Below are 26,067 nucleotides of genomic sequence, written 5' to 3'. Positions count from 1 at the left end.
GGTGCCGCTTGGTGTTGAGCATCAGCAACCCCACCAGGTGCACCACCACACCAAACACGAACATCCCCTGATGCGTCCTCGGCCCGTAGCTCGACAGCAGCACCAGCAGGCTCAGCTGAAGTGAAAGTGCTGCGCCAGCAGTGGGGGCCCCTTCGCTGGCAAGCCAGCTCCCACAGGGTTTTGTGAACACCGCAAAACCCTGTGGGAGCTGGCTTGCCAGCGAAGCTTTTCAGCGGTCAGAGCGCAAACGGCAGGGCGATCTCCACTCGCTGGCGCGCCGCCAGCCTCACCTCGAAGTCGGCCGGGTCGTGAATCAGCACGTCCATCCCGGCAAACGACTCGGCGGCAATCAGCCGCGACAGCCAGAACCGCACACAGGCTATACGCAGCATCACCGGCCACAGGTTCGCCTCGGCCGCCGTGAACGGTCGCAGCGCCGCGTACGCTCCCAGCAATGCCCGCGCCCGTGGCGCATCGATCTGCCCGTCATCCTCGCAGCACCAGTCGTTCAGGGTGATCGCCAGGTCATACAGCATCGGCCCCGAACAGGCGTTGTAGAAGTCGATCAGGCCGGTCAGGTGGGTGCCTTCGAACAAGGCATTGTCGCGGAACAGGTCGGCATGCAGGTTGGCCCTGGGCAGCGCCATGATCTGCCCCTGGTGCAGGGTGATCTCGTCCAGGCAACCCTTGAGCAGCGCCTGTTGCACCGGGGTCAGACGCGGCATCAGCTCGGCGCCGGTCTGCAGCATCCAGTCCAGCCCGCGGTCGGTCTTGCGCTCCAGCACCTGGTGCTGGGTAGCGGTGTGCAAATGGCCGAGCAGCTCGCCCACCTGCACGCAATGCTGGTTGTTGGCCACCTTGATGTGCTTGCCCGGCAGGCGCGGCTGCAGCAGCGCCGGCTTGCCCGCCAGCTCGCGCAGCGCCACGCCGTCGGTGGTGCGCAGCGCGTACGGCACCGGCAGGTCGGCATCGTGCAGTACATCGAGCAGTTCGATGAAGAACGGCAGGTCCTGGATCGGGCCGCGTTCGACCAGTGTCAGCACGAACTCACCCTGTTCGAGGCTGACGAAGAAGTTGCTGTTCTCGGTGCCGGCGGCGATCCCCTGGAAGTCCCGCAGGCGGCCCAGTCCATAGGGTGCCAGAAAGGTTTCCAGCTCGGGCCGGGTCAGTGGGGTGAAGACAGACATGGTCAAAAACTGCTCATTCGGGCACTTCCCGCAGGACGTGCCAGGTGGATGGTAGGGTGCTGCATTACCACTCGAAGATTTTCCAGGACGGAATCAGCATATCGGGTTGGTCGGAACGGACGAAGTTACCTTCCGAGCCGTCGGCACGCACCAGAAAATAAGGCTTGCCCCCTTTGGGCGTGACCTTGATGGCATACAGGAAGCCGTTCTGGCGGTATTCCTGGATGGTCTTGTCGCCTTCCGTGCGAATGGTGACATCCGGGTCGGCCGACGGCGCTTCATCCGCCGCGCTGGCCGCCAGTGGAGCGACAGCCAGCACACCGAGCAGCAACAGGCGATTTAGTCTACCCATGATAACCTTGTCCCTTTGTCGTCAATGTTCCGGACATTCTAGCGCCGGGCCCGTTGAAAAGGTTGATTCTGCTCATGAGCCAAGCTCCCCTCGTCCTGGTGGACGGTTCGTCGTACCTGTACCGCGCGTTTCACGCGCTGCCGCCGCTGACCAACTCCAAGGGCATGCCCACCGGTGCGGTGAAGGGTGTGCTGAACATGCTCAGGAGCCTGCGCAAGCAATACCCGCACAGCCCGTTCGCGGTGGTGTTCGACGCCAAGGGCGGCACGTTCCGTGACGACCTGTACGCCGACTACAAGGCCAACCGCCCGAGCATGCCCGATGACATGCGCGTGCAGATCGAGCCGCTGCATGCCAGCGTCAAGGCCATGGGCTTCGCGCTGCTGTGCGTGGAGGGGGTCGAGGCCGACGACGTGATCGGCACCCTGGCGCGCAGCAGCGCCGCCGCCTCGCGCCCGGTGGTGATCTCCACCGGCGACAAGGACATGGCGCAACTGGTCGATGCGCACATTACGCTGGTCAACACCATGTCGGGTTCGTCCATGGACGTGGACGGCGTGAAAGAGAAGTTCGGTGTCGCTCCCGAGCAGATCATCGACCTGCTGGCGCTGATGGGCGATTCGTCCGACAACATTCCCGGGGTCAAGGGCGTGGGTGAAAAGACCGCCGTCGGCCTGCTGGTGGGCGTCAACGGTGGCATCAAGGAGCTCTACGAGAACCTCGACATCGTACCGACCCTGCCGATTCGCGGGGCCAAGACCCTGCCGGCCAAGCTGCTGGAACACAAGGACCTGGCGTTCCTCTCCTATAAGCTCGCCACGATCAAGGTCGATGTGCCACTGGAGGTCGGGCTGGACGACCTGCACCTGGGTGAACCGGACTGCGACACGCTGCTGGCGCTGTACACCGACCTTGAGTTCAAGGGCTGGATCGATGAGGTAAAGCGTGACGCCCAGCGTCAGGCGCTGGCACCGGCCGTCGCGCCGGCGGCGGTTGCTGCGCCCGATACGGTGCCGGTTGCCGCAGCGGCGCCCGTCGCGCCGGCGGCCCCGGTAGAGCCTGTGTACGAGACCATCCTCGACCAGGCCCGCCTGGACGTATGGCTGCAAAAGCTCAAGGATGCCGAGCTGTTCGCCTTCGATACCGAGACCACCGGGGTCGATGCGCAGCAGGCGCAGCTGGTCGGCCTGTCGTTCGCGGTGCAGGCTTTCGAGGCTGCCTACATCCCGCTGGCACACACCTACGAAGGTGTGCCGCAGCAACTGGACCGCGAGCGGGTGCTCACTGCGCTCAAGCCGCTGCTCGAAGACCCGAAAAAGCTCAAGGTCGGCCAGCACGCCAAGTACGACATCAATATCCTGGCCAACTGCGCCGGCATCACCGTGCGCGGCGTGGCGTTCGACACCATGCTCGAGTCGTATGTGCTGAACTCCACGGCTACCCGCCATGACATGGACAGCCTGGCCAAGAAGTACCTGGACCACACCACCATCACCTTCCAGGACATCGCCGGCAAGGGTGCCAAGCAGCTCACCTTCGACCAGATCCACCTGGACAAGGCCGGCCCGTATGCCGCCGAAGACGCGGATATCACCCTGCGCCTGCACCAGAAGCTGCACGCCGAGCTTGCCGCGTTGCCGAGCCTGGCGCATGTGCTCAGCGATATCGAGATACCGCTGGTGCCGGTGCTGGCGCGCATCGAGCGCGAGGGCGCGCTGGTGGATGCCGACCTGCTGAAGATCCAGAGCGTTGAGCTGGGCGACAAGATGGAGGCGCTGGAGCGCGAGGCCATCGAGCTGGCCGGCGAGCCGTTCAACCTCGGCTCGCCCAGGCAACTAGGGGCGATCCTGTACGACAAGTTTGGCCTGCCGGTGCTGAAAAAGACCCCCAAGGGCCAGCCCTCCACTGCCGAAGAAGCGCTCGAGGCGCTGGCCGAGGAAGGTTTCCCGCTGCCCAAGGTGCTGATGCAGTACCGTTCCATGAGCAAGCTCAAGAGCACCTACACCGACCGCCTGCCCGAGCAGATCAACCCGCGCACCGGCCGCGTCCACACCTCCTACCAGCAGGCCGTGGCGGCGACCGGGCGGCTCTCTTCCAGCGACCCCAACCTGCAGAACATTCCGGTGCGCACCGCCGAAGGCCGGCGCATTCGCCAGGCCTTCATTGCTGCCCCCGGCTACACGCTGCTGGCGGCGGACTACTCGCAGATCGAGCTGCGCATCATGGCCCACCTGGCCAAGGACGAAGGCCTGCTCAGTGCCTTTCGCAACGGCCTGGACGTGCACACTGCCACGGCAGCCGAAGTGTTCAAGGTCGAACTCGACGCGGTCACTTCCGACCAGCGCCGCAGTGCCAAGGCGATCAACTTCGGGCTGATCTATGGCATGGGCGCCAAGAAGCTGGGCAAGGACATCGGTGTCGACAGCAAGACCGCCAAGGCCTACATCGACGTGTACTTCACCCGTTACCCGGGCGTGCGCGAGTACATGGAAAACACCCGCAAGCAGGCCGCCGACCAGGGCTACGTGGAAACCCTGTTCGGGCGTCGCCTGTACCTGCCGACCATTCACTCCAACCGCCCGCAGGAGCGCGCCGCCGCTGAACGCACGGCCATCAACGCGCCGATGCAGGGCACGGCGGCCGACATCATCAAGCGTGCCATGGTGGCGGTGGACAACTGGCTGGCCAGCAGTGGCCTGGATGCCCGGGTGATCCTGCAGGTACACGATGAACTGGTACTGGAAGTGCGTGAGGACCTGGTCGAGCAGGTGACGCAGCAGATCCGAGGCCACATGAGCGGCGCGGCGCAACTGGATGTACCGCTGGTGGTGGACGTTGGGGTGGGCGCGAACTGGGACCAGGCGCACTGACCTGCAGAAGAATGCTGCGGCATAAGGTCGCGGCATTCCTGGCGTTCAGGGGGTTATCGCAAATAGTTTCTAACGCTTGGGAACTAAACCGGTGAACCACGACTCAGAGTAACTGAATGGCTGGTGAAGCCCTTCGATGCTCCTATGTTGTGTTAAGTGTTGGCAGATAATCCGGACCCCGCCCTAGCGGTCCGGAACTTGAACCCCGAACTTCCCCCTCCCCATACGAAGTCCGGGGTTTTTTTTGCCCGGCGTTTACCGGGCAGCCCTTATTCTGCGGGCTTGTCCGGCAGTTCCATCCAGCGTGCCAGCACCGCGTAGGCCTCTTCCAGGCCCTGGCGCTTGGGCGCCGAGAACAGCTGGATGGTCACGCTGTCGCCCCAGCCCTTGCGGATTTCGGCCTGCACCTTGAGCAGCGTGCCCTTGGCCGCGCCGAAGGTCAGCTTGTCGGCCTTGGTCAGCAGGATGTGCATCGGCATGCCGCTGGCGACCGCCCAGTCGAGCATCATCTTGTCGAAGTCGGTCATGGGGTGACGCACGTCCATCATCAGGATCAGGCCCTTCAGACTTTCGCGGCTGCCCAGGTACGCCTCCAGGTGGCGCTGCCAGTGCTGCTTGAGCGGGATCGGCACTTTTGCATAACCGTAGCCCGGCAGGTCGACCAGACGCCGATCGTCGTCCAGACTGAAGAAATTCAGCAGCTGGGTGCGCCCCGGGGTTTTCGAGGTGCGCGCCAGGCTGGCGTGGGTCAGGGTATTGAGGGCGCTGGATTTGCCGGCGTTGGAACGGCCGGCGAAGGCCACTTCAAAACCTTCGTCGTCCGGGCACTGGTCGACTTTGGCGGCGCTGAGGGCGAACTTGGCCTGCTGGCAGAGTCCGAGGATGGGGTTTTTGACTTGCATGGTCTTTCCGATTGGGCGTTGCGCGAGGGGGTCTCGGCAAGCGGTGTCGTTTCCGTTTCAGGCACGGGAGTATATAATGCCCCCGTTTTTAGTGTGCGCATTATCCCAGCGTAGGACGATGTGCACGGGAGCTGCTTGATCAAGCTTGCGCAGTAGAACGCAGTGCAGCCCCAACCCTGAAAGGGTCGTTTTCGGCGCTCAGGCTACACAGGATCCCGACAGCGTGGAAGTCACCGCTGACAAAGGGGTTGTAGAACCGGTCGGTGCAGCTCACCCAGGGTTTCAAGGCTATGCCGCCGCGTGGATTGTGCATGGACTGCAGTACCGAGGACTACCAGCCAATAAAACAGGTAGCCCCGATACATAACTCTTTCACCCTTAGCCGTAGTTGGATTAGCTGATGAACAAACTACTCGTGAGTCTGCTGTTGAGCGTTGGCATCACCGGGGCTGCCAACGCTGCCGGCCCTGTCGTTATCGTTGGCGATGCCGCTGCCGGTCAGGCAAAAACCGCTGTATGTGGCGCGTGTCACAATCCCGACGGCAACAGCCTGGCGCCGAATTTCCCGAAACTGGCCGGCCAGGGCGAGAAATACCTGACCAAGCAATTGCACGACATCCAGTCGGGCAAGCGCACCGTGCTGGAGATGACCGGTATGCTGGCCGCGTTCAGTGAACAGGACCTGGCCGACATCGCTGCCTACTTTGCCAGCCAGAAGGGCAGCGTCGGTGCCGCCAACCCTGAGCTGGTGGCACGCGGTGAAGCGCTGTTCCGTGGCGGCGACCTGAGCAAGGGTCTGCCGGCCTGCACCGGGTGCCACTCGCCAAATGGCGCGGGCAACGCCGCCGCCGGCTTCCCGCACCTGGGGGGGCAGCACGCCGACTACACCAAGAAGCAACTGACCGCGTTCCGCGAGGGCGAGCGCACCAACGATGGCGACGCCACCACCATGCGCACCATCGCCAGCAAGCTCAGCAACAAGGACATCGAAGCGCTGTCCAGCTACATCCAGGGCCTGCATTGATCTGTGCGTTAACGCTGGGTTAATGGTTTGATGCAACGATGAAAAGGGTGGCCCAGGCCACCCTTTTCTGTGCTCGGCCGTTACACTAACGAACTCGAACCTGCCCGGGCCTGTCTGAATACAGGTCGCGACGAGGCGACTCATCATTGCTCAGGAGTAACGCATGCGTAATCTGATTCTCAGCGCCGCGCTGGTCGCCGCCAGCGCCTTCGGTATGACGGTCCAGGCGGCTGATCCTGTGATCGCCGGCAAGGAATATATCGAGCTGAGCAACCCGGTGCCGGTGTCCAAGCCTGGCAAGATCGAAGTGGTGGAGCTGTTCTGGTACGGCTGCCCGCACTGCTACAGCTTCGAACCGGTGATCAACCCGTGGGTCGACAAATTGCCTGAGGATGTCAATTTCAAGCGTATTCCCGCCATGTTCGGTGGCCCGTGGGACGCCCATGGGCAGATGTTCCTGACCCTGGAAGCCATGGGTGTGGAACACAAGGTCCACGCCGCAGTGTTCGATGCCATCCAGGTGCAGCGCAAGCACCTGACCAAGCCTGAAGAGATGGCCGAGTTCCTCGCCACCCAGGGTGTGGACAAGGACAAGTTCCTGGCCACCTTCAACTCCTTTGCCATCAAGGGCCAGGTGAATGCCGCCCGCGAGTTGGCCAAGAAGTACGGCATCACCGGCGTCCCAAGCATGGTCGTCAACGGCAAGTACCGTTTCGACCTGGGCACCGCCCAAGGTCCAGAGGGCGTACTGAACGTCGCCGACCAGCTGATTGCCAAGGAACGCGCCGCCAAATAAGAGGCGAAACCATGCGTCGCTGGAAATCCGAGCGTCTGGTTGGCCTGCATGAACCGCAGGTCAACGAGCATCACCTGCAAGCGAGCGGCTTGCCGCAGGACGGGCGCCTGCGCCTGCTCAGCTTCAATATCCAGGTGGGCATCAGTACCGAGCGTTACCGGCACTACCTGACCCGCAGCTGGCAGCATTTGCTACCGCACACGGGCCGGGCCGGCAACCTGCAGAAGATCGGCGACCTGCTCAATGACTTCGACCTGGTGGCGTTGCAGGAAGTGGATGGCGGCAGCCACCGCTCCGGCTACGTCAACCAGGTGGAGCACCTGGCGCAGTTGGGTGCGTTCCCTTATTGGTACCAGCAGCTCAACCGCAACTTGGGGCGCCTGGCCCAGCACAGCAACGGCGTACTCAGCCGCCTCAAGCCGCAATTGCTCGAAGACCACCCGTTGCCCGGCCCGGCGGGGCGCGGGGCGATCCTGGTGCGCTTTGGCGAAGGCGAAGACGCGCTGGTGGTGGTGATGATGCACCTGGCGCTCGGGGCGCGTACCCGTGCCCTGCAACTGGGGTACATCCGCGAGCTGATCGGCGGCTACCGCCATCAGGTGCTGATGGGCGACATGAATACCCATGCCACCGACCTGTTGCAACACTCGCCGCTGCGTGACCTGGGCCTGATTGCGCCGCAGGTGGAGGCCACGTTCCCAAGCTGGCGCCCGCAGCGCTGCCTTGATCATATCCTGCTCAGCCCGAGCCTCACGCTGGAGCGTGTTCAGGTGCTCTCCCAGCCGATTTCCGACCATCTTCCGGTCGCGGTTGAGATTCGTTTGCCTGACGCCCTGACTGTCGATACCCTTCCGGCCTTGCGTTAGTCCCCTCCTCTGCGGACCCTGGCATGACCGACGAAGCCCAGCGCTGGAAAGAAAAATACCTCAAGAGCATCGAGCAGCAGGAAAAGCTCGAGCGCCGCTGGGACGCCCGTCTCGACTTGCTGCGCCGCGGCCTTGTGCGCAGCACCCTGGCCGCCGAAGGCAGCGACCGGGCCGTGGACCAGTGCATGAAGGAAATGCGCGAGGTCATCCGTACCGACAACATGGACGCCGCCCTGGCCGGGTTGATCCCGCGCCTGGAAAAGGCCGTGCTCGACTCTGAGCAACGCCGTGAAACGCGCATTGCCCAGGTCGGCACGGCGTTGAATGCGCTGGTGGCCCAGTTGCAGAAACTGCCGTTGCCCAGCGAGGTCAGCCGGCCGCTGAAGAAATTCGCCAAGCAACTCGAGGCGCGGGCCAGCCAATCGCGCGAGATGCCGTTGCTGCTCAGTGAGCTAAGCGGTTTGCAGGGCAAGGCACTGGCGGTGCTGGAACACCCTGAGGAGGCGAGCAAGCCGGGCTTCTTGCAGCGGCTGTTTGGCGGGCGGGATGAAGACGGGGTAGCGGCGCCTGAGCCGCAGGTGCAGGCGGTGCCCGCAGCGCCGGTGACGACAGAAGCGGTGGAACCGGTTGAGCTCGACCCCGAGCCCGAGCCCGAGCAGGCCCCCGCGGCCGTGACAGTTGTGGTGGACGTGGATGAGTTGCAGCCGTTGCCAGCGCCGGTGGCCGAGCCCGAGAACACCGGGGCTGCTGCGCAGCCCTTCGCTGGCAAGCCAGCTCCCACAGGTTCTGCGTCGTCCGCAGAGCCCCACAGTGACACTAACGACCCTGAGCCCGCCCCGGTAACTGTGGGAGCTGGCTTGCCAGCGAATACGCCGGAACAGGCACCCCAGGAGGATATCCTTGCCGAGGATGTCGTCGGCGACGCAGCCGCACCTGAGGTGACCGGGGCCGAAGGCGAGGCATTACCCGAACCCACCCCCGAGGAGCTGCACTACGCCCTCCCCGACGGCACCGAACCGTCCTATAGCTCTGTGGCCACCCACATCGAGCATACGTTGCTCGGCCTGCTCGACGACCTGACCCTGCCTGAACGCCACAAGCCCCAGGCCCTGGCCGTGCGCCAGCGCCTGGAGCACGGCCTGAACTGGTACGAGCTGCTGCCGGTACTGGACGACCTGGCCGTGTTGATGCTGGCCATCACCGACAGCGGCCAGCACGAATTCGAAGCCTACCTGCAGCAGCTCAACGAGCGCCTCGAATCGTTCCAGAGCCATTTGCAGGAAGCCAGCGACGGGCATGCCGACAACAGCTCCGCCGACCGCGACCTCAATACCCAGCTGCGTGAGCAGGTCGACGGCCTGCAAAGCAGCGTACAGGGCGCCGCCGACCTCGACAGCCTCAAGCACATCCTGGAAAACCGCCTCGAAGGCCTGCTCGGCACCATGGACGAGCACCAGCACCAGCGCGACCGGCGCGAACACGAAATGGCCAGCCGCCTGCAAGGCCTGGCCGAGCGCGTGGCGAGTATGGAGCAGGAAGCCCTCGGCTACCGCGAGCACCTCGAGGAGCAGCGCCAGAAAGCCCTGATCGACCCGCTCACCGGCCTGCCCAACCGTGCCGCGTGGTCCGAGCGCCTGGACCAGGAAGTGCTCGCCTGGCAAGAAAACGGCGGCTATCTGCTGATGGCCATGCTCGACCTGGACCACTTCAAGCGCATCAACGACAACTACGGCCATCAGGCCGGCGACAAGGTACTCAAGATCGTCGCCAACGAGTTGCGCAAGCGCCTGCGCAGCCGTGATTTCATTGCCCGCTTCGGTGGCGAGGAGTTCATCCTGCTGGTACCCCAGACCGCCCTGGCCGGCGGCATCGACCTGGCTGAAACGCTGCGCGCCGCCATCGAAGCCTGCCCCTTCCATTTCAAGGGCGAACGGGTGACGATCACCCTGTCCATCGGCATCACCGCGTTCCGCTCCGGTGAGCGCAGCGAGGCCGTGCTCAAGCGCGCCGACCAGGCGCTGTACCGCGCCAAGCACCTGGGCCGCAACCGCGTCGAACAGGGGTGAGTGCCGCCAGCGAGGATACGTTATGCTATTGCATTACCGACTGCTCAGGCCTTGCCCCTCTCCTATGAAAGCGTTTCTTTGCGCGCTGCTGCTCACCCTGGCCGGTTGCGCCAGCGGCCCGAAAATCGACCGCAGCCACCCTTCGGTCAATCAGGACAACCGCATCCAGTTCGTGGTACTGCATTACACCAACGCCAACCTGGATCGCTCGCTGGCGCTGTTGACCCATGGCGAGGTCAGCAGCCACTACCTGATCGGCGACAACCCGCCGACGCTCTATCAACTGGTCGACGAGAGCCGCCGCGCCTGGCATGCCGGCGACAGCCAGTGGGAGGGCCGCACCTGGCTCAACTCCACCTCCATCGGCATCGAGATCGTCAACCCGGGCTTTACCGATACCCCCACCGGGCGTGTCTGGCACCCGTACCCCGAAGCGCAGGTGCAGGCCCTGATCGTGCTGCTCAAGGACATCGTCCAGCGCAACGGCATCCAGCCCCGGCACATCATCGGCCACAGCGACATAGCGCCGCTGCGCAAGCTTGACCCCGGCCCGCTGTTCCCCTGGAAGCGCCTGGCCGATGCCGGCCTTGGCATCTGGCCGGATGCCCAGGCGGTTGCACGCCAGCGGCCCCGGTTCGATGTCAACCCGCCCAGCGCCACCTGGTACCAGCAGCAACTGGCGCGCTTTGGCTACGCCGTCGAGCAGACCGGCGAGTTCGACGTCAGCACCCGGCATGTGCTGGCGGCGTTCCAGATGCGCTTCCGTCCCCAGTTGTTCGACGGTCAGCCCGATGCGCAGACCGCGGCCATTCTGCAGGTGCTCAACAACCAGCGTTGAGCGGCGCCGCCCAACGGGCAGGGCGATTTGGCTGGCAGTTGCTATACCTCATGGTATTCAACGGGATAATTCTTGATGTCATCCGCCTTTGTCGCGTTGCGCAGCCTGCTCTATCGTCCCTGGCTTCTGGCCACGCTTGCGGCCACGGCGAGTGCGACGCTGTTGCTGCTGGCCAGCATCGGCGTGGCCATGCACCAGTTGCAGCAGAGCGAAAGCGCCCAGATGAATGCCAAGGGCGAGCGCTTCCTGGAACGCCTGGAGCAGATCTTCGGGCAGTTGCGCGAAGGCGTCGATGCGCTGCAGGCGCTGCCCCTGCGGGGCTGCGATGCGCAGATGATGGCCGCGTTGCAGCAAGTGACGTTCGACAACCGCTTCGTCTTCGAGGCCACCTACCTGGACGGCGAGCAATCGTGCTCCAACCGGCTGGGCAGCAGCAGCTTCGACCCGTTGCGCGCCCCGGACATCCAGGGCCCGACCTACAGCTACTGGCTCAACACCACCACCGAGCCTGACGACAACCGCGCGGCGCTGGTGCTGGGCCGTGGCCACTTTCGCGTGTCCACCTCGCGCGGGCACCTGACCGACGTGGTCGACCTGCCCGCCGGCGGCAGCCTGCTGGTGGTGCTCGACAAGGGCGCGCGGGCGGTACCGGTGCTGGGCCCGACACAGCCCTGGCCTCCCAGTAGCGCCTGGCCGCCGGCCGGCAAGGTCGACCTGCTGGAACTGCCGGACCGGCTGGTGTATCGCATGCCGACCAAGTCGCCAGACTACCAGTTGGTACTGATCACCCCGCGTGAAAGCCTGCCGCTGAAAATGAACGGCGTGCTGTGGCTGCTGTTTCCCGGCAGCCTGTTGCTGGCCTGGTGCATTGGCTGGCTGGTGTTGCAGCTGGTACGCCAGAGCCGCTCGATGAGTTCCGAGCTGCAGGGAGCGCTACGCCGTGGCGAGTTGCAGGTGCTGTATCAGCCGATCTTCGAACTCACCAGCCGCCGTTGCGTCGGTGCCGAGGCGCTGGTGCGCTGGCGTCGCCCGGATGGCACGCTGACCAGCCCCGACCTGTTCATCCCGCTGGCGGAAAACACCGGGCAGATTCGCCAGATCACCGACTTCGTGCTGCAACGGGTGCTCGAACAGCTCGGCCAGCTGCTGCGCGCCAATCGCCAGCTGTACATTTCGGTGAACCTGGCCGCGTGTGACGTGATGGTGCCGCGCATCGGCCGGGTCGCGGCGCGCTTGCTGGCCTTGCACCATGTGTCGGCCACGCAGATCGCCTTCGAGGTGACCGAGCGCGGCCTGATCGATGTGGTGGTGGCGCGTGACAACCTGCAGGCGCTGCGTGCGGTCGGGCACCAGGTGCTGATCGATGACTTCGGCACCGGTTACTGCAGCCTGGCCTACCTGCAGACCCTGCCGGTGGACTGCCTGAAGATCGACAAGGCCTTCATCGACGCGCTGGGGCATGATGCGGCCAGCAGTGGTGTGGCCCCGCACATCATTCGCATGGCCCATGCGCTGCAACTGCGGGTGATTGCCGAGGGTATCGAGTACGAGGACCAGGCCTCGCTGCTCAACAGCGAGGGGGTCAACTACGGGCAGGGCTGGCTGTTTGCCCACCCGCTCAATGCGCGCCAGTTCGTCGAGCTGATCACCCGCGGGCGGCGCCTGGGGCCGCGGCGGATCGATGATGAGGCGTAGGGTGTGTGCGCTGGCAAGCCAGCGAAGGCGGCTATACAGGCAGTGCCATATAGAACTGGGTACCCTGCCCTGGCCGTGAATACACGCCCATGCGCCCGCCATGCAACTGCACGATCTCCTTGCACAGCGCCAGGCCCAGCCCGGCACCGCCCTTCTTGCGCCCGACCTGCACGAACGGCTCGAAGATCCGCCCCTGCTGGCCATAGGCGATGCCCTCGCCATTGTCCTCGATGCTGATGATCACGCGCTCCGCATGGCGCCGCGCATTCAGGCGGATGCGCCCGGCCGTCGGCGTGTGGCGCACCGCATTGTCGAGCAGGTTGTCCAGCACCCGGTCCAGCTGCGCCGGGTCGGCCTGGATTCGCGGCAAGGGCGCTGCAAGCTCGACCAGCAGCTCGATCTGTTTCTCAGCCAGTGCCGGGGCAAAGCGCGCGCAGGCCCGTTCCAGCAACTCGTCCACCGCACACGGTGCCAGCTCAAGCTTTTGCAGGCCGCTCTGGTAGCGGGAGAAGTTGAGCAGGTCGTTGATCAGTTGCGTGAGGCGCTGCATTTCCTCGCCAATGGTGTCGAACAGGTCTGCCTCGCGGGTTTCCGGGGGGAATTCGAGGCGCTCGCGCAGCAGGCCGAAAGCCATGTGCATGCCGGTCACCGGGGTGCGCAGCTCATGGGAGGCGCGCAGCACGAACTCGCTGCGCACCCGTTCGAAGGCGCGTTGCTCGGTGACGTCGTGCAGCACCATCACCGCGCCCAGGATCTGCCCCTGGGGGTGGCACACCGGTGTCAGGCTATAGGACAGCAACCGCATCTCGTCCTCGATCTCCAGGCTCAGGTCATCCGGCACGCGCTCCAGGCTGGCGCCACGCAGGATCAACTGCAACTGGCTGTCCAGCTCGGGCCGCTGCAACGCCTTGCCAAGGCCCTGGCCCAGGCGGCTGGCGTCCCAGCCCAGCTGGCGCTGGGCGACCGGGTTGAGGTGCTCCAGGTTGCCTTCGCGGTCGATGATCAACAGGCCGTCGTCGATACTGTCGAGCACTGCCTGCAGGCGCTGCTGGCCGGCCAGCAGCTCGTCGACATTGGTGGCCTGGTGCTTGCGCAGGGCCTCGGCCATCAAGCCGAAGCGCCGTGTCAGCTGGTTGATCTCCAGGGCCGGGGTGACCGGCAGGGTTACTTCGAAATTGCCCTGGCCGATCTGGTCGGCGGCCTTGGCCAGGGCCTCGATCGGCTGGCCGAAGCGCCGGGCGATGCCATGGGCGGTGATGAAACCCAGCACCAGCACGGCGAGCCCGACCAGCCCGAGCAGGCTGGACACCAGCAGTGCACGCTCGCGCGCCTGCTGTTCGCTGTGGTTGATATGCGCCAGGGCCTGCTTGTGCGAGTCGACCAGGTCCGTGCGCAACAGGTTGAATGCCGCGCCCAGGGGCTGTTCCGGACCCAGGCTGCGGCTCGGCTCGGGGCTTTCGCGGATGGCCTGGAGGAACGTCTGGTAGTCCCGGTTGGCGCTGCTGAACCCTTCGAAACCATCGGCCTGGCGCTCATGGCTCATGCCTTCGTCGAGCAACTGCTGAAACTGCTCCTGCAACGGCTGCAGCGCCTGCAGTTCGGTGTCTGCGTCCAGGATCAGGGTCAATTGCTCACCCAGGTTCTGGCGCAGCCTCAGGCCCAGGTCGAGGATGTAGGAGTTGTCACTGATCATCTTCTGCTGCGAGATGGCCATCTGCTGCACGCTGACCAGGCCCAGGATCAGGCCCAGCAGTGCCACGGTGATCAGCGCCGAAATGCTGAGAAAAAGCCGCGTACGCAGCTTCATCGCCAGCTTCACAGGTTGTACTGCTTGCGTTTGCGGTAGAGCGTCGAGGCGTCGATACCGAGGGTCTTGGCGGCCTGGTCGAGGGTGTCGCTGGTGGCCAGGACTGCGCCGATGTGCGCGCGCTCCAGCTCATCCAGGCTCAGTGCGGCGCCGACCCGCGGGGCGTTGCTGACCGGTTGCTCGGCCATGCCCAGGTGGCTGACCTCGACCCGTTCCTGCGGGCAGATGATGCTGGCGCGCTCGACCACGTTGCGCAGCTCGCGAATGTTGCCTGGCCAGCGGTAGTTGAGCAGGGCTGCGCGTGCCTCGTCGCTGAAGCCGCGCGCCGGCCGCGCGTACTCCTTGACGAAGCGGGCGAGGAATCGATCGGCCAGGGTCAGAATGTCTTCACTGCGTTCGCGCAGCGGCGGCAGGTGCAGGGTGATGACGTTGAGACGATACAGCAGGTCTTCGCGGAAACGCCCGTCGCGCACCATGTCTTCCAGGTGCAGGTTGGTCGCCGCCAGAATTCGCACATCGGCGCGGCGGGTGACCGGGTCGCCCACCCGCTCGTACTCCTTGTCCTGGATGAAACGCAGCAGCTTTGGCTGCAAGGTCAGCGGAAAATCACCGATTTCGTCGAGAAACAGCGTGCCGCCGTCGGCCTGGTTGACCCGCCCCAGGGTGCTTTCACTGGCCCCGGTGAACGCACCGCGGCTGTGCCCGAACAGTTCGCTCTCCATCAGCTCGGCGGTCAGCGACGGGCAGTTGATGGTCACGCAGGCCTTGCGCGCGCGCTTGCTCCAGCCGTGGATGGCCCGTGCCAGCTCACCCTTGCCGGTGCCCGACTCGCCCAGGATCAGGATGTTGGCATCGGTGGTGGCGACCTGACGGGCCGTCTCCAGCACCACCATCATGGCCGGGCTGTGTGAGTCGAGGCCGTCCTTGGGCTTGCGGATCTCGCCTTCCAGCGCCTCGAGCCGTGCCGACAGCTGACGCACCTCAAGCTGCTTGGCGGTGGCCAGGCGCAGTTGGTCGGGGCTGCACGGTTTGACCAGGTAATCGGCGGCGCCGGCCTGGATCGCATCCACGGCGGTATCGACCGCCGAATGCGCGGTGACGATCACCACGCGCATCCAGGGCGCCAGGATACGCATCTGCGCCAGCACATCCAGGCCGTTGTCTTCACCCAGGCGCAGGTCCAGAAAGCACAGGTCGAACACCTGGCGCTGCAGCAAGGCTTCGGCCTGCGCCGCACTGTTGGCGGTGGCCACGCTGTAGCCTTCGTCTTCCAGGCAGTAACGGAAGGTACGCAGGATGGCGGACTCGTCGTCCACCAGCAGAATGCGGCCTTGATGTTCCGTGGCGGATTCCATTTTCCTACGCTCCTTTAAGAATGATCTTGGTTAGTGTCGGAAAAATCGGGCAAGTTGCATGGTCGATTCTGATTGATTCCGCTCCCTGCATGCTAGCTCCAAGCCAGCTGTTTAGCTAACCCATTGAAAATAATGGTTTTAGCGATTTTCAAAGGGCTGGCACATTGATTGCGAATATCTGTCTTCTGACCAACAGGAGGCTTCCTCATGCGTGCACTACGCCCGTTGGCAGTGTTGACTGCCGCACTGCTTTTCAACCAACTCCCCCTTGCCCAGGCGGTCGCCGCCGACCCCGGCGTGCAGCAGGCACGTCAGGAGGGCGCATTGCAGACGGCGCTGGCACTCAATCGCCTGCTTAACCCGTTCAAGATCCAGGTGACCGTGCGCGACAGCAGCGCTCGCCTCGAGGGCCAGGTGGAAAACGACGTGGAGCGCGAGCTGGCCGAGCAGGTGGCGCTGGCCACTGCCGGCATCGAGCAGGTCGACAACCGCTTGCAGGTCAACCCGGAGCTGGTCGAGGAGAGCTTGCAGCGCCGGGCCTATGCCCAGCGCGTCGAGGACGCGACGCTGCGCTCGATCATCCGCGCCCGCCTGCTGTGGAGCAGCCAGACCCACGCCTTGCCCATCGACGTCGACAGCCGCGCTGGCGTGGTGACCCTGCGTGGGCGCGTGACCAGTGCCGAGGCCAAACAGATGGCGGGCTCGATCGCAGGCTCCAGCGACGGCGTGTACCTGGTCAACAACCTGATCAGCCTGGGGGTCGGCGACCCTGCCCAGGCCCGTGAGCAGGCGGCCACCGCCGCGGCCGAGGTGCAGAGCGACGCGTGGATCAACGACAAGGTGCAAGCCAGCTTTCTATATAGCCGCAACCTGGACGGCCCGAACATCAAGGTGACGACCCAGGAGGGCGTGGTGCGCCTGTCGGGCGACGTCATGAGCGACCAGCAGAAAACCATCGCCCAGGAAGTGGCCCGGCAGATCCGCGGCGTACGTGGCGTGGACGCCGACATGCTCAAGGTGGCGGTGAAGGTCGACGGCTGATCGTGCATTTCGCACGAAGGTGGAAGAGGCATCGTGCAGGATGCGTCCTGCACAACCCACTACCTGATATCTAACCTGCTGATTTATAAGAGTTTTATTGATTTCAAAAAGCTGGCATGCAGGCTGCAATATCCCAGTCAGTCCATAACAAGATGCAGCAAAGGAGCTCGGCATGAACCCGCTAACCGCCGCCCTGGTGCAGATTTCCCCGCTACATGTGCGTCAGTTGCTGTTTCTGTGCCTGGCGCTGCTGCTGACCCTGGTTGCCGGGCAGCTGTACAGCATCTGGCAATCGAAACAGATCGCCGATCAGTTATCTGCACAAGCCACCCAGGTGGCGCACATTCAGGCCACCCGTGCCTCGATGCTGCTGCAAGCCAGGACCGCCCTGCGCTCACAGCCGGCCAATGCGGCCACCGTCGAGACCGTCGTACCGCGCGAGCGGTGGGTGTTCTAGCCGAGCAGCAACGCATTACCTGTGTCCTACATGACCGCTTTCAAACGGTAAGGAGAATCACCATGTTGAGTTGGGCCATCACCTTCCTGATTATCGCCATTGTCGCTGCCGTACTGGGCTTCGGTGGTATCGCCGGCGCCGCTACGGGTATCGCGAAGATCCTCTTCATTGTCTTCCTGGTACTGTTCGTGGCGTCCTTCTTCTTCGGTCGTCGCGGCAGAGGTTAGGCATGAACCGCACGCTACGCAACGCCCTGGCAGGCGCCCTGATGGTAGGGGCCTGCACAGCGGCAATGGCGGCCAATGACGGCCAGGTCCGCACCAGCCAACTGCTGGGCTCGGACCCCGAGTACCGGGAAACCTGGCAAGACGTGGTCAAGAACGAGGAGCGCTTGCCCGATTGGGTGATCAACCTCAGCGGCGCTTCCACCGAGCAGATGACGGCGCTGCAGGAAGACGGCGACAAGTACCTGGTCGGGCCGTTATGCGAAACCCAACAGAGTTGCTCCAGTGCACGCCTGATCGTGGCGTTCAGCTGGGACAAGGACGACGCCTATGGGTTGCTGGTGACGGTGCCGGCCGGGTTGCCCGCCGACAGGTCACCCAGCCGCCACACCGACAGGCGTTGGTTGGGCGAGCCGGACAAAGGCATGCAGCAGATGCTCGAAGAGCAGTTGAAGAAAGACCCGAACTATTACTGAGTGTCGCCGGACATTTCAGTACTTATATAGAAGCTGAACCTTTTGCCCGTTCCAGTTTCTATGCTGCGCCCGCCCGAGGAGGGTGAGCGCATGACCAGGGGGCCGGGCTGCTCTGATTGCTACAGGATCGGAGGGGCCTAGGGGTACAGGGAGTACCTCCGACGAGGGCCGGGTCAGGGTAGTAAAAAGGCATTGCAGTCGTGGGCCGGGGGCGTTTTGCATATGACAGCCCCCGGTCAGACTTGCCTACACTTTTCCAGCCTGCTGCATTTCCCCCCTTGTAAAGTGACGGATCGGTCAGACGGCTGACCGTACATCAAAAAAATCTCTCGCCAGTTTGCCGTCCCGAAGGGCGTTTTTCACGCATTCGGATTGTCGAACAATGGCTTTTTGCACGTGAACGAATACCGCTGTATCGGCCGAATTATGGCGCTTTGGCCATCGTCGGGATTCCGAACAAGCGTCTTCGAACCCGTTGGGACGTCCGTTTTGGTGCAAAAAGATCATGCCGATTCGGCATAGGGTAGTCATTTACGGCATTAGACTCGGTGCGTCCGCATCGGAATAGTTGCGCCTTTTTCGCTGGTCCGAGCGTCTTTGCGCTCGCTTGCGGTGACCTTCTACGGCGCATTGCCTGCATCGACAAAACTCCGGATAAATCGCTTTCAGCGGCTCTAGAGTGCAGGTTTCAAGGCAGTGCCCGTGACCACTTGAACAAAGGGTAACGACATGAAGAAGGCAAAACTAAGCCTCGCCTGGCAAATCCTCATCGGTCTGGTATTGGGGATCGCCATCGGGGCGCTGCTGAACCATTTCAGTGCAGAAAAGGCATGGTGGATCAGTAACGTCCTGCAACCGGCAGGTGACATCTTCATTCGCCTGATCAAAATGATCGTCATCCCGATCGTGATCTCGTCGCTGATCGTGGGTATCGCCGGGGTTGGCGATGCGAAGAAACTTGGCAGTATCGGCCTCAAGACCATCATCTATTTCGAGGTGGTGACCACCATCGCGATCGTGGTCGGCCTGGTGTTGGCCAACGTGTTCCACCCGGGCGCCGGCATCGACATGAGCACCTTGGGTACCGTGGATATTTCCAAGTACCAGGCGACGGCCGCCGAGGTTCAGCATGAGCATGCGTTCATCCAGACCATCCTCAACCTGATCCCGTCGAACATCTTCGCAGCGCTGATGCGTGGCGAGATGCTGCCGATCATCTTCTTCTCGGTACTGTTCGGCCTGGGCCTGTCGAGCCTGCAGGCAGACATCCGCGACCCGCTGGTGAAAACCTTCCAGGGCGTGTCGGAAGCCATGTTCAAGGTCACCCACATGATCATGAACTACGCCCCGATCGGTGTATTCGCCCTGATCGCGGTGACCGTGGCCAACTTCGGCTTCGCCTCGCTGCTGCCGCTGGCCAAGCTGGTGCTGCTGGTGTACTTCGCCATCGCCTTCTTCGGCTTCATGGTGCTGGGCCTGATCGCCCGCCTGTTCGGCTTCTCGATCCTGAAGCTGATGCGCATCTTCAAGGACGAGCTGATCCTGGCCTACTCCACCGCCAGCTCCGAGACCGTGCTGCCGCGCGTGATCCAGAAGATGGAAGCCTACGGTTCGCCCAAAGCCATCTGCAGCTTCGTGGTGCCGACCGGCTACTCGTTCAACCTGGACGGGTCGACCCTGTACCAGAGCATTGCAGCGATCTTCATCGCGCAGCTGTACGGCATCGACCTGTCGATCAGCCAGCAGTTGCTGCTGGTGCTGACCCTGATGGTCACCTCCAAGGGTATTGCCGGTGTGCCGGGCGTGTCCTTCGTGGTACTGCTGGCGACCCTGGGCAGCGTGGGCATCCCGCTGGAAGGCCTGGCGTTCATCGCCGGTGTGGACCGCATCATGGACATGGCACGTACCGCCCTGAACGTGATCGGCAACGCCCTGGCAGTGCTGGTGATCTCGCGCTGGGAAGGCATGTACGACGACGCCAAGGGCCAGGCCTACTGGAACTCGCTGCCACACTGGCGCAGCAAGGATCCGGCGCCGGCCGGCGAGACCGCTCACCACTAAGGTGCTGACTGTCTGAAACACAAAAGCCCCGACTTGTCGGGGCTTTTTGTTGTCTTCTAAAAGCTTCGCTGGCAAGCCAGCTCCCACAGGGTTTCGTGAGCACCGCAAAACCCTGTGGGAGCTGGCTTGCCAGCGATGGCGGCGATACCGACACCCCGCTATCATGCCCCCCAACTTGCAAGGGAAACGACCAATGCTCAATGGCCTCTGGCTCGGCTTTTTCGTGGTAGCCGCCATCTCCGCACTGGCGCAGTGGCTGGTCGGCGGCAACGCCGGCATTTTCGCCGCCATGGTCGAGAGCATCTTCGCCATGGCCAAGCTGTCGGTCGAGGTCATGGTGCTGCTGTTCGGCACCCTCACCCTGTGGCTGGGCTTTCTCAACATCGCCGAGAAGGCCGGCATCGTCGACTGGCTGGCCAAGGTGCTCGGCCCGCTGTTCCGGCGCCTGATGCCCGACGTGCCGCCCGGCCATCCGGCGCTGGGCCTGATCACCCTGAATTTCGCCGCCAACGGCCTGGGCCTGGACAACGCCGCCACGCCCATCGGCCTCAAGGCCATGCGTGCGCTGCAGGAGCTCAACCCTAGCTCCACCACCGCCAGCAACGCACAGATCCTGTTCCTGGTGCTCAACGCCTCGTCACTGACGCTGCTGCCGGTGACCATCTTCATGTACCGCGCCCAGCAGGGCGCGATGGACCCGACCCTGGTGTTCCTGCCGATCCTGCTGGCCACCAGTGCCTCTACCCTGGTCGGCCTGCTGGCGGTGGCGGTGATGCAGCGCCTGCGCCTGTGGGACCCGGTGGTACTCGCCTACCTGATCCCCGGTGCGCTGTTGCTGGGCGGCTTCATGGCGCTGCTGGCCGGGCTCTCGGCCACTGCGCTGGCCACCCTGTCATCGCTGCTGGGCAACCTCACGCTGTTCGGCCTGATCATGCTGTTCCTGCTGATTGGCGCGTTCAAGCGGGTGAAGGTGTACGAAACCTTCGTCGAAGGTGCCAAGGAAGGCTTCGACGTGGCCAGGAGCCTGTTGCCGTATCTGGTGGCGATGCTCTGCGCGGTGGGCGTGCTGCGCGCCTCCGGTGCGCTGGAGTTCGGCCTGGACGGCATCCGCCATGTGGTCGAGTGGCTGGGCTGGGACACGCGCTTCGTCGACGCCCTGCCCACCGCGATGGTCAAGCCGTTCTCCGGCAGTGCGGCGCGGGCCATGCTGATCGAGACCATGCAGACCCACGGCGTGGACAGCTTCCCGGCGCTGGTGGCGGCGACCATTCAGGGCAGCACCGAGACCACCTTCTACGTGCTGGCGGTGTATTTCGGCGCGGTCGGCATCCAGCGTGCCCGCCACGCCGTGGGCTGCGCGCTGCTGGCGGAGCTGGCCGGCGTGGTGGCGGCCATCGCGGTGTGCTACTGGTTCTTTGCCTGAGCCACGGTCCAGTCCACCAACTGCGCCATCAGCCGGTCACTGGCCTGGCCAAAACCGCTGACCACCGCCGGTACCTGCGTCTGCGCCACCGGCTGGCGTACCTCGAAGCTGCGGCTGGCCAGTACGCGCTGGGTGCGCCCCTGCACCAGCCGTGCATCCAGGCGCACCACCACGGCAAGCCCCGCCGCGCTGTATTCGCTCTGGAACGCCTGCAGTTCGCCGACGACCTCGTAGTCGGCCTGCAGGTTGGCGTCGTCGGCACTGACCCGTTGCACGCGGCCGTCGCGCTGGAACGCATCGAGCATGCGGTTGCGCAACAGCGCCGGCGCCGGGTCGGCCCAGCGCGCACCCTTGTAGCTGCTGATCAGGTCGCCGGCCGGCACCACGGCGATGCGCGGTGAGTTGAGCACTTCGCTGGCCAGCGGCTTGTTGATGCGCAGCGTCCAGCCCTCGCCGGCTGCGCTGCTGCGCACGGCCTGCGCGGCCGGCAGGCGGTAGACGTCGGCAGGCTCGGCCTGGGGCAGGATCGAGCAGGCGCTGCTCAGGCTCAGCAGCATGGCCAGGGCAACGGCGCGGCGGGTGCGGCTCATGGGGTGAACTCCTTGTTTTTGTCACGGCCCAGCAGGTAGCCGCTGGGGTTGGCTTCCAGGCGCTGGGAGATGCCCTTCAACGATGTCAGGGTATCGCGCAGCTCACGGATCGCCGGCGCCAGTTCGTTGAAGCCCTGGGCACCACCGTTGATGGCCTCGCGGTTGTCGTCGAGCAGGGCGTTGATGGTGGCGGTACTGCGCGCCAGCGACTGCATGGCCTGCTCGGCACTGCCGACGATCTGCCTGCCTTCGCTGCCCAGCAGGCTGTTGGCGCTGCGCATCAGTTTGCTGGTCTGCTCCAGCGCGTCGCCGGCCTGCTTGCCGACCTGGGCCATCTGCTGGATCGCCACGCGGATATCGTCGCGCTGGCCGGCAATCGCGCCGGTGGTCTGTTCGAGGTTGGCCAGAGTCGCCCCCAGGCGCGTGGCGTTCTCTTCGGAGAACAGCCGGTTGGCGTTGTGCAGCAGCAGGTTGATGTTGGTCACCAGGTCGCTGCTGTCGTTGAGCAGACGCGCAATCGGCGAAGGCGAGGCGATGATGACCGGCAGCTTGCCGCCCTTGCCTTGCAGTGGTGGGCTCTGCGGGGTGCCACCACTGAGCTGGATCAGCGAGGTGCCGGTGACACCGGTGAGCGTCAGCTTGGCCTGGGTGTCCTGCTTGACCGGGGTTTCGGCACTCAGGCGGATGTGCGCCAGTACCCGGCGCGGGTCGTTGGGGTCCAGGCGCAGGTTGATCACGTCGCCCACCTTGATCCCGCTGTACTGCACGGCGCTGCCCTTGGACAGGCCGCTGACGGCCTCGTTGAACACCACCTCGTAGTCCTTGAAGGTGCTGTCGACGCTCGACTTGGCCAGCCACAGGCCGAACAGCATGGCGCCGGCCACCACCAGCACGGTGATCAGGCCGATCAGGACATGGTGTGCGCGGGTTTCCATCTCAATGCTCCTTGAGCGCTGTGGCGGCCTGGTAGGCCGCCCGGCCGCGCGGGCCATGAAAGTAGTCGTGGATCCACGGGTCGTCGGTTTCCGAGACCTGGCCGATGGGCCCGGCCACCAGCACCTTCTTCTGCGCCAGCACGGCGACGCGGTCGGTGATGGTGTAGAGCGTGTCCAGGTCATGGGTGATCAGCAACACGCTCAGGCCCAGCGCGTCGCGCAGGGTCAGGATCAACTGGTCGAAGGCCGCCGCGCCGATCGGGTCGAGGCCGGCGGTGGGTTCGTCGAGAAACAGGATGTCCGGGTCCAGCGCCAGGGCACGCGCCAGTGCGGCGCGCTTGATCATGCCGCCGGACAGCGAGGCCGGGTACTTGTCGGCCGCCGACAGCGGCAGCCCGGCCAGGGCCAGCTTGACCCCGGCCAGGTGCTCGGCATCGTCGCGGCTCAGGCCCGCGTGCTCGATCAGCGCCAGCGCGACGTTTTCGGTGACGGTCAGCGAGGAGAACAGTGCGCCCTTCTGGAACAGCACGCCGAAGCGGCGCTCGACCTGTGAACGCTGCTCGTCGCTGGCCTGGCTCAGGTCCTGGCCGAACACCTTGACCTGGCCCTCGTTGGGCCGGCGCAGGCCGACGATGCTGCGCAGCAGCACCGACTTGCCGCTGCCCGAGCCGCCGACCACGGCCAGGATCTCGCCGCGGTACAGGTCCAGGTCGAGCTGCTCGTGCACGCTCTGGGTGCCGAAGCGGTTGCACAGCCCGCGCGCCTGGATGACCGTGTCACGCTCGTTGGGGGCACTCACCAGCTCATCTCCATGAAAAACAGCGCGAACACCGCGTCCAGCACGATCACCACGAAGATCGACTGCACCACCGCCGAGGTGGTGTGGGCGCCGACCGATTCGGCGCTGCCGCTGACCTTGAAGCCCTCCAGGCAGCCGATGGCGGCGATCAGGAAGGCAAAGAACGGTGCCTTGGCCAGGCCTACCAGGAAATGCTGTACGCCGATGTCGCTCTCCAGCAGCGAGAGGAACATCGCCGGCGAGATGTCCAGCGACACGGCGCACACCACGGCACCACCGAGGATGCCGCAGAGCATCGCCAGGAAGGTCAGCAGCGGTAGCGCGATCAGCAGCGCCAGTACCCGCGGGATCACCAGCAGCTCGACCGGGTCCAGGCCGAGGGTGCGGATCGCGTCGATCTCTTCGTTGGCCTTCATCGAGCCGATTTGCGCGGTGAAGGCACTGGCGGTGCGCCCGGCCATCAGGATCGCGGTCAGCAGCACGCCGAACTCACGCAGGAACGAGAAGGCCACCAGGTCGACGGTGAAGATGCTCGCACCGAAGCTGGCCAGTACCGTGGCCCCGAGGAACGCCACCACGGCCCCCACCAGAAAGGTCAGCAAGGCGACGATGGGCGCGGCATCCAGCCCGGTCTGCTCGATGTGCGCCACCACCGCGGTCATGCGCCAGCGCCGCGGCTGCAGCAGGCGCCTGGCCAGGGTGGCGATGATCAGGCCGATGAAGCCGAGCAGTTGGCGGGTGTCCTGCCACAGCACATCGACCGCGCGGCCGATGCGGCTGAGCAACTGGGTGAGCACCGGCACTTCGGGCTGACGCACCGGGATGCAGTAGTCCTGCAGCGAGCAGTACACCGTGTGCAGCAGCGCGCGGTCGGCGGCGGACAAGGGGCTGGCGTGGTCGTCGGCCAGTCGCGCCAGGCGTTCGGCCCCGAGCAGCTCGACCAGCAGCGAGGCGCCGGCGGTGTCGAGCTTGCCCAGGGGCGCGAGGTCGACCTCGGCGCTGGCGTCGTACTGCCCGGCGAGGGCCTCGGTGCTGTGCTTGAGGCGAGTGTAGTTGGCCAGGGTCCAGTCGCCGGTGATGCGCAGGCAGGCCGGGCTGCGCGTGGTATCGAGGGTGGCGCTGGCGGGGGTGACGGTGGTGGTCATAAGCTCCTGGCGGGCCGGCCGGCGCTCCAGTGCGCCGCCTCAGAGCATAGCGTCACTTGCGGGCCGATGCTTGACCGTCATCAACCACTTCGAAGCGCAGCACGCCGATCACCTGGCCGTCCTCGGTCAGCACGCGCACCTGCCAGTTGCCGACCGGGTTGGGCGGGAACACCTGTTTATGGGTCCAGGCGCGGTAGCCTTCCTTGCGCCCGCCGTTGATGTTCAGGGCGATGCGATCGACCTCTTTGCCGTCCTGTTTCCACACGTGGTAGATACGCTCGTTGAGCCCGCGCGGGGCCTTGATGGCGGTGTAGGCGTACAGCCCGGCGCTGCGGATCTGGCTGGCGCCGACCTGCTTGAGGCTCTCGCCGGGGGTGCGGTTCTGCAGCTCGCTGCTGATCGCCACCTCGGTCATCCACAAGGTGGCGGGCGGCACCCAGAAGCGCAGCAGCCAGCCGCCGGCGCCGACCGCCAGGGTCATCACCACCAGCATCAGGCCGCGCCGCCAGTGGCTGATCGGGAAGCTGCTGGCAAGGCTGGGGAACGACAGCAGCATGGCAATGCCCAGGGCCAGCTTGAAGCTCTGCGAGGTGGTCAGGTGCAGGATGATCGGCAGTGCGGTGAGCAGCGCGGCGAACAGCGTCAGGGTGTGCAGGGCGAGGAACAGCCAGCGCCGCGGGGCCAGCCACCTGTAGTACAGCGGGTCGACGATCGAGACCAGCCCGGCGCCGGCCAGCAGCCCGGTGAACACCAGTTGGCCGCTGTTCCAGGTGGTGGTGACGAAAAAGAACGGCAGCACGAAGAACAGGCTTTCCTGGTGGATCATCTGCGTGGCGTAGCGCAGCAGCGGCTGTGGGATCTCGCGCTTGAACACACGGGTGAACAGCTGGGTGAAGGTGTTCTCGAACATCAGCCACAACCAGCTCACCAGCATCAGGATCGCGACCCAGCTGGCCAGGCTTTCCTGACGGTCGACCAGCATGAAGCTGCCGATACCGGAGATGAAACCGCCGAGGGCGATAACCCCGGGATAGCGCTTTATCAGGTTGATCAGGCGCTGGAGAAGTGGAGGCATGATGGGGTGTTCGCAGGGTGAGGTAAAAATCTGTTACAGGATACGCTGCTTTGGGGTGTCAGTAATGGCCCCTTCGCTGGCAA

The 26,067-nt window shown here is 64.5% G+C and carries 23 protein-coding genes and 1 pseudogene; 14 read left to right on the top strand and 10 right to left on the bottom strand.

Going from position 1 to position 26,067, the window contains the following annotated elements; translation table 11 throughout:
* Positions 1–236: 236 nt before the first annotated feature.
* Together KUO17_RS25340 and KUO17_RS25335 are read right to left on the bottom strand one after the other, a co-directional pair.
* A complete protein-coding gene (locus KUO17_RS25340) occupies positions 237–1,187 on the bottom strand; it encodes a homoserine kinase (RefSeq protein WP_217978304.1) in 951 nt (316 codons plus the stop codon).
* A gap of 64 nt (positions 1,188–1,251) precedes the next feature.
* Positions 1,252–1,539, bottom strand: coding sequence for a DUF2782 domain-containing protein (locus tag KUO17_RS25335; protein ID WP_217978303.1), 288 nt, complete (start codon positions 1,537–1,539; stop codon positions 1,252–1,254).
* 74 nt (positions 1,540–1,613) lie between these two features.
* Here KUO17_RS25335 and polA point away from each other — a divergent pair, with 74 nt between their 5' ends.
* Positions 1,614–4,409, top strand: coding sequence for a DNA polymerase I (gene polA, locus KUO17_RS25330; RefSeq protein WP_217978302.1), 2,796 nt, complete (start codon positions 1,614–1,616; stop codon positions 4,407–4,409).
* A gap of 269 nt (positions 4,410–4,678) precedes the next feature.
* Here the strand turns inward: polA and yihA are convergent, their stop codons facing one another.
* Entirely contained in the window at positions 4,679–5,311 is a 633-nt protein-coding gene (yihA, locus tag KUO17_RS25325) for a ribosome biogenesis GTP-binding protein YihA/YsxC (RefSeq protein WP_163948182.1), read from the bottom strand.
* Positions 5,312–5,456: 145 nt separating this feature from the next.
* On the opposite strand from yihA, the pseudogene KUO17_RS27405 reads away from it, so the two are divergent.
* From KUO17_RS27405 to KUO17_RS25295, 7 genes and pseudogenes are all read left to right on the top strand, one after another.
* Positions 5,457–5,712, top strand: a pseudogene (locus KUO17_RS27405) (hypothetical protein).
* Positions 5,712–6,335 (top strand): c-type cytochrome, encoded by a 624-nt coding sequence (locus tag KUO17_RS25320; protein ID WP_217978301.1) that lies wholly within the window; start codon positions 5,712–5,714, stop codon positions 6,333–6,335. The pseudogene KUO17_RS27405 and the gene KUO17_RS25320 overlap by 1 nt, the downstream one beginning before the upstream one ends.
* A 163-nt stretch (positions 6,336–6,498) precedes the next feature.
* Positions 6,499–7,131: a thiol:disulfide interchange protein DsbA gene (dsbA, locus tag KUO17_RS25315; RefSeq protein WP_217978300.1), complete on the top strand. Its 633-nt coding sequence runs from the start codon at positions 6,499–6,501 to the stop codon at positions 7,129–7,131.
* 11 nt (positions 7,132–7,142) lie between these two features.
* The gene (locus KUO17_RS25310; protein WP_217978299.1) at positions 7,143–7,997 is read left to right on the top strand and encodes an endonuclease/exonuclease/phosphatase family protein; all 855 of its coding nucleotides are present in this window, start codon (positions 7,143–7,145) and stop codon (positions 7,995–7,997) included.
* Between the two features lie 23 nt (positions 7,998–8,020).
* Positions 8,021–10,063, top strand: a complete 2,043-nt coding sequence (locus KUO17_RS25305; protein WP_217978298.1) for a GGDEF domain-containing protein — start codon at positions 8,021–8,023, stop codon at positions 10,061–10,063.
* Positions 10,064–10,127: 64 nt separating this feature from the next.
* Complete coding sequence (locus KUO17_RS25300; RefSeq protein ID WP_217978297.1) at positions 10,128–10,901, top strand: N-acetylmuramoyl-L-alanine amidase; 774 nt, start codon at positions 10,128–10,130, stop codon at positions 10,899–10,901.
* Positions 10,902–10,976: 75 nt separating this feature from the next.
* Complete coding sequence (locus KUO17_RS25295; RefSeq protein ID WP_217978296.1) at positions 10,977–12,596, top strand: EAL domain-containing protein; 1,620 nt, start codon at positions 10,977–10,979, stop codon at positions 12,594–12,596.
* 31 nt (positions 12,597–12,627) lie between these two features.
* Here the strand turns inward: KUO17_RS25295 and KUO17_RS25290 are convergent, their stop codons facing one another.
* Together KUO17_RS25290 and algB are read right to left on the bottom strand one after the other, a co-directional pair.
* Positions 12,628–14,403 (bottom strand): KinB sensor domain-containing domain, encoded by a 1,776-nt coding sequence (locus tag KUO17_RS25290; protein WP_217978295.1) that lies wholly within the window; start codon positions 14,401–14,403, stop codon positions 12,628–12,630.
* Positions 14,404–14,411: 8 nt separating this feature from the next.
* Positions 14,412–15,758 carry a sigma-54-dependent response regulator transcription factor AlgB gene (gene algB, locus KUO17_RS25285; RefSeq protein ID WP_217978294.1) on the bottom strand — a complete coding sequence of 449 codons (1,347 nt, stop codon included), beginning with the start codon at positions 15,756–15,758 and terminating at the stop codon, positions 14,412–14,414.
* Positions 15,759–15,965: 207 nt separating this feature from the next.
* Between algB and KUO17_RS25280 the strand changes: the two genes are divergently transcribed.
* The 6 genes from KUO17_RS25280 to KUO17_RS25255 all read left to right on the top strand — a co-directional run bounded on the left by KUO17_RS25280 (position 15,966) and on the right by KUO17_RS25255 (position 21,440).
* Positions 15,966–16,799, top strand: coding sequence for a BON domain-containing protein (locus KUO17_RS25280; RefSeq protein WP_217978293.1), 834 nt, complete (start codon positions 15,966–15,968; stop codon positions 16,797–16,799).
* 172 nt (positions 16,800–16,971) lie between these two features.
* Positions 16,972–17,256, top strand: coding sequence for a hypothetical protein (locus KUO17_RS25275; RefSeq protein WP_217978292.1), 285 nt, complete (start codon positions 16,972–16,974; stop codon positions 17,254–17,256).
* 62 nt (positions 17,257–17,318) lie between these two features.
* Complete coding sequence (locus KUO17_RS25270; protein ID WP_009401691.1) at positions 17,319–17,483, top strand: DUF1328 domain-containing protein; 165 nt, start codon at positions 17,319–17,321, stop codon at positions 17,481–17,483.
* A 2-nt stretch (positions 17,484–17,485) separates the two neighbouring features.
* Entirely contained in the window at positions 17,486–17,956 is a 471-nt protein-coding gene (locus tag KUO17_RS25265; protein WP_217978291.1) for an inhibitor of vertebrate lysozyme family protein, read from the top strand.
* Between the two features lie 729 nt (positions 17,957–18,685).
* The gene (gltP, locus tag KUO17_RS25260) at positions 18,686–20,017 is read left to right on the top strand and encodes a glutamate/aspartate:proton symporter GltP (RefSeq protein WP_217978290.1); all 1,332 of its coding nucleotides are present in this window, start codon (positions 18,686–18,688) and stop codon (positions 20,015–20,017) included.
* Positions 20,018–20,210: 193 nt separating this feature from the next.
* A complete protein-coding gene (locus KUO17_RS25255) occupies positions 20,211–21,440 on the top strand; it encodes a nucleoside recognition domain-containing protein (protein WP_217978289.1) in 1,230 nt (409 codons plus the stop codon).
* On the opposite strand, the gene KUO17_RS25250 is transcribed toward KUO17_RS25255, so the two are convergent.
* The 5 genes from KUO17_RS25250 to KUO17_RS25230 are packed head-to-tail and all read right to left on the bottom strand — an operon-like array spanning position 21,422 to position 25,984.
* Complete coding sequence (locus tag KUO17_RS25250; protein WP_217978288.1) at positions 21,422–22,030, bottom strand: ABC-type transport auxiliary lipoprotein family protein; 609 nt, start codon at positions 22,028–22,030, stop codon at positions 21,422–21,424. The genes KUO17_RS25255 and KUO17_RS25250 overlap by 19 nt on opposite strands.
* Positions 22,027–22,965 (bottom strand): MlaD family protein, encoded by a 939-nt coding sequence (locus KUO17_RS25245; protein WP_217978287.1) that lies wholly within the window; start codon positions 22,963–22,965, stop codon positions 22,027–22,029. The genes KUO17_RS25250 and KUO17_RS25245 overlap by 4 nt, the downstream gene beginning before the upstream one ends.
* A 1-nt stretch (position 22,966) precedes the next feature.
* A complete protein-coding gene (locus KUO17_RS25240; protein ID WP_217978286.1) occupies positions 22,967–23,764 on the bottom strand; it encodes an ABC transporter ATP-binding protein in 798 nt (265 codons plus the stop codon).
* The gene (locus tag KUO17_RS25235) at positions 23,761–24,909 is read right to left on the bottom strand and encodes an ABC transporter permease (RefSeq protein WP_217978285.1); all 1,149 of its coding nucleotides are present in this window, start codon (positions 24,907–24,909) and stop codon (positions 23,761–23,763) included. Before KUO17_RS25235 ends, KUO17_RS25240 begins: the two co-directional genes overlap by 4 nt.
* Positions 24,910–24,961: 52 nt before the next feature.
* Complete coding sequence (locus tag KUO17_RS25230) at positions 24,962–25,984, bottom strand: DUF5924 family protein (protein WP_217978284.1); 1,023 nt, start codon at positions 25,982–25,984, stop codon at positions 24,962–24,964.
* Positions 25,985–26,067: the final 83 nt, after the last annotated feature.

This window comes from Pseudomonas aegrilactucae (assembly GCF_019168305.1).
Taxonomy (GTDB): Bacteria; Pseudomonadota; Gammaproteobacteria; order Pseudomonadales; family Pseudomonadaceae; genus Aquipseudomonas; species Aquipseudomonas aegrilactucae.
This window is presented reverse-complemented; position numbering and strand designations above follow the sequence as displayed.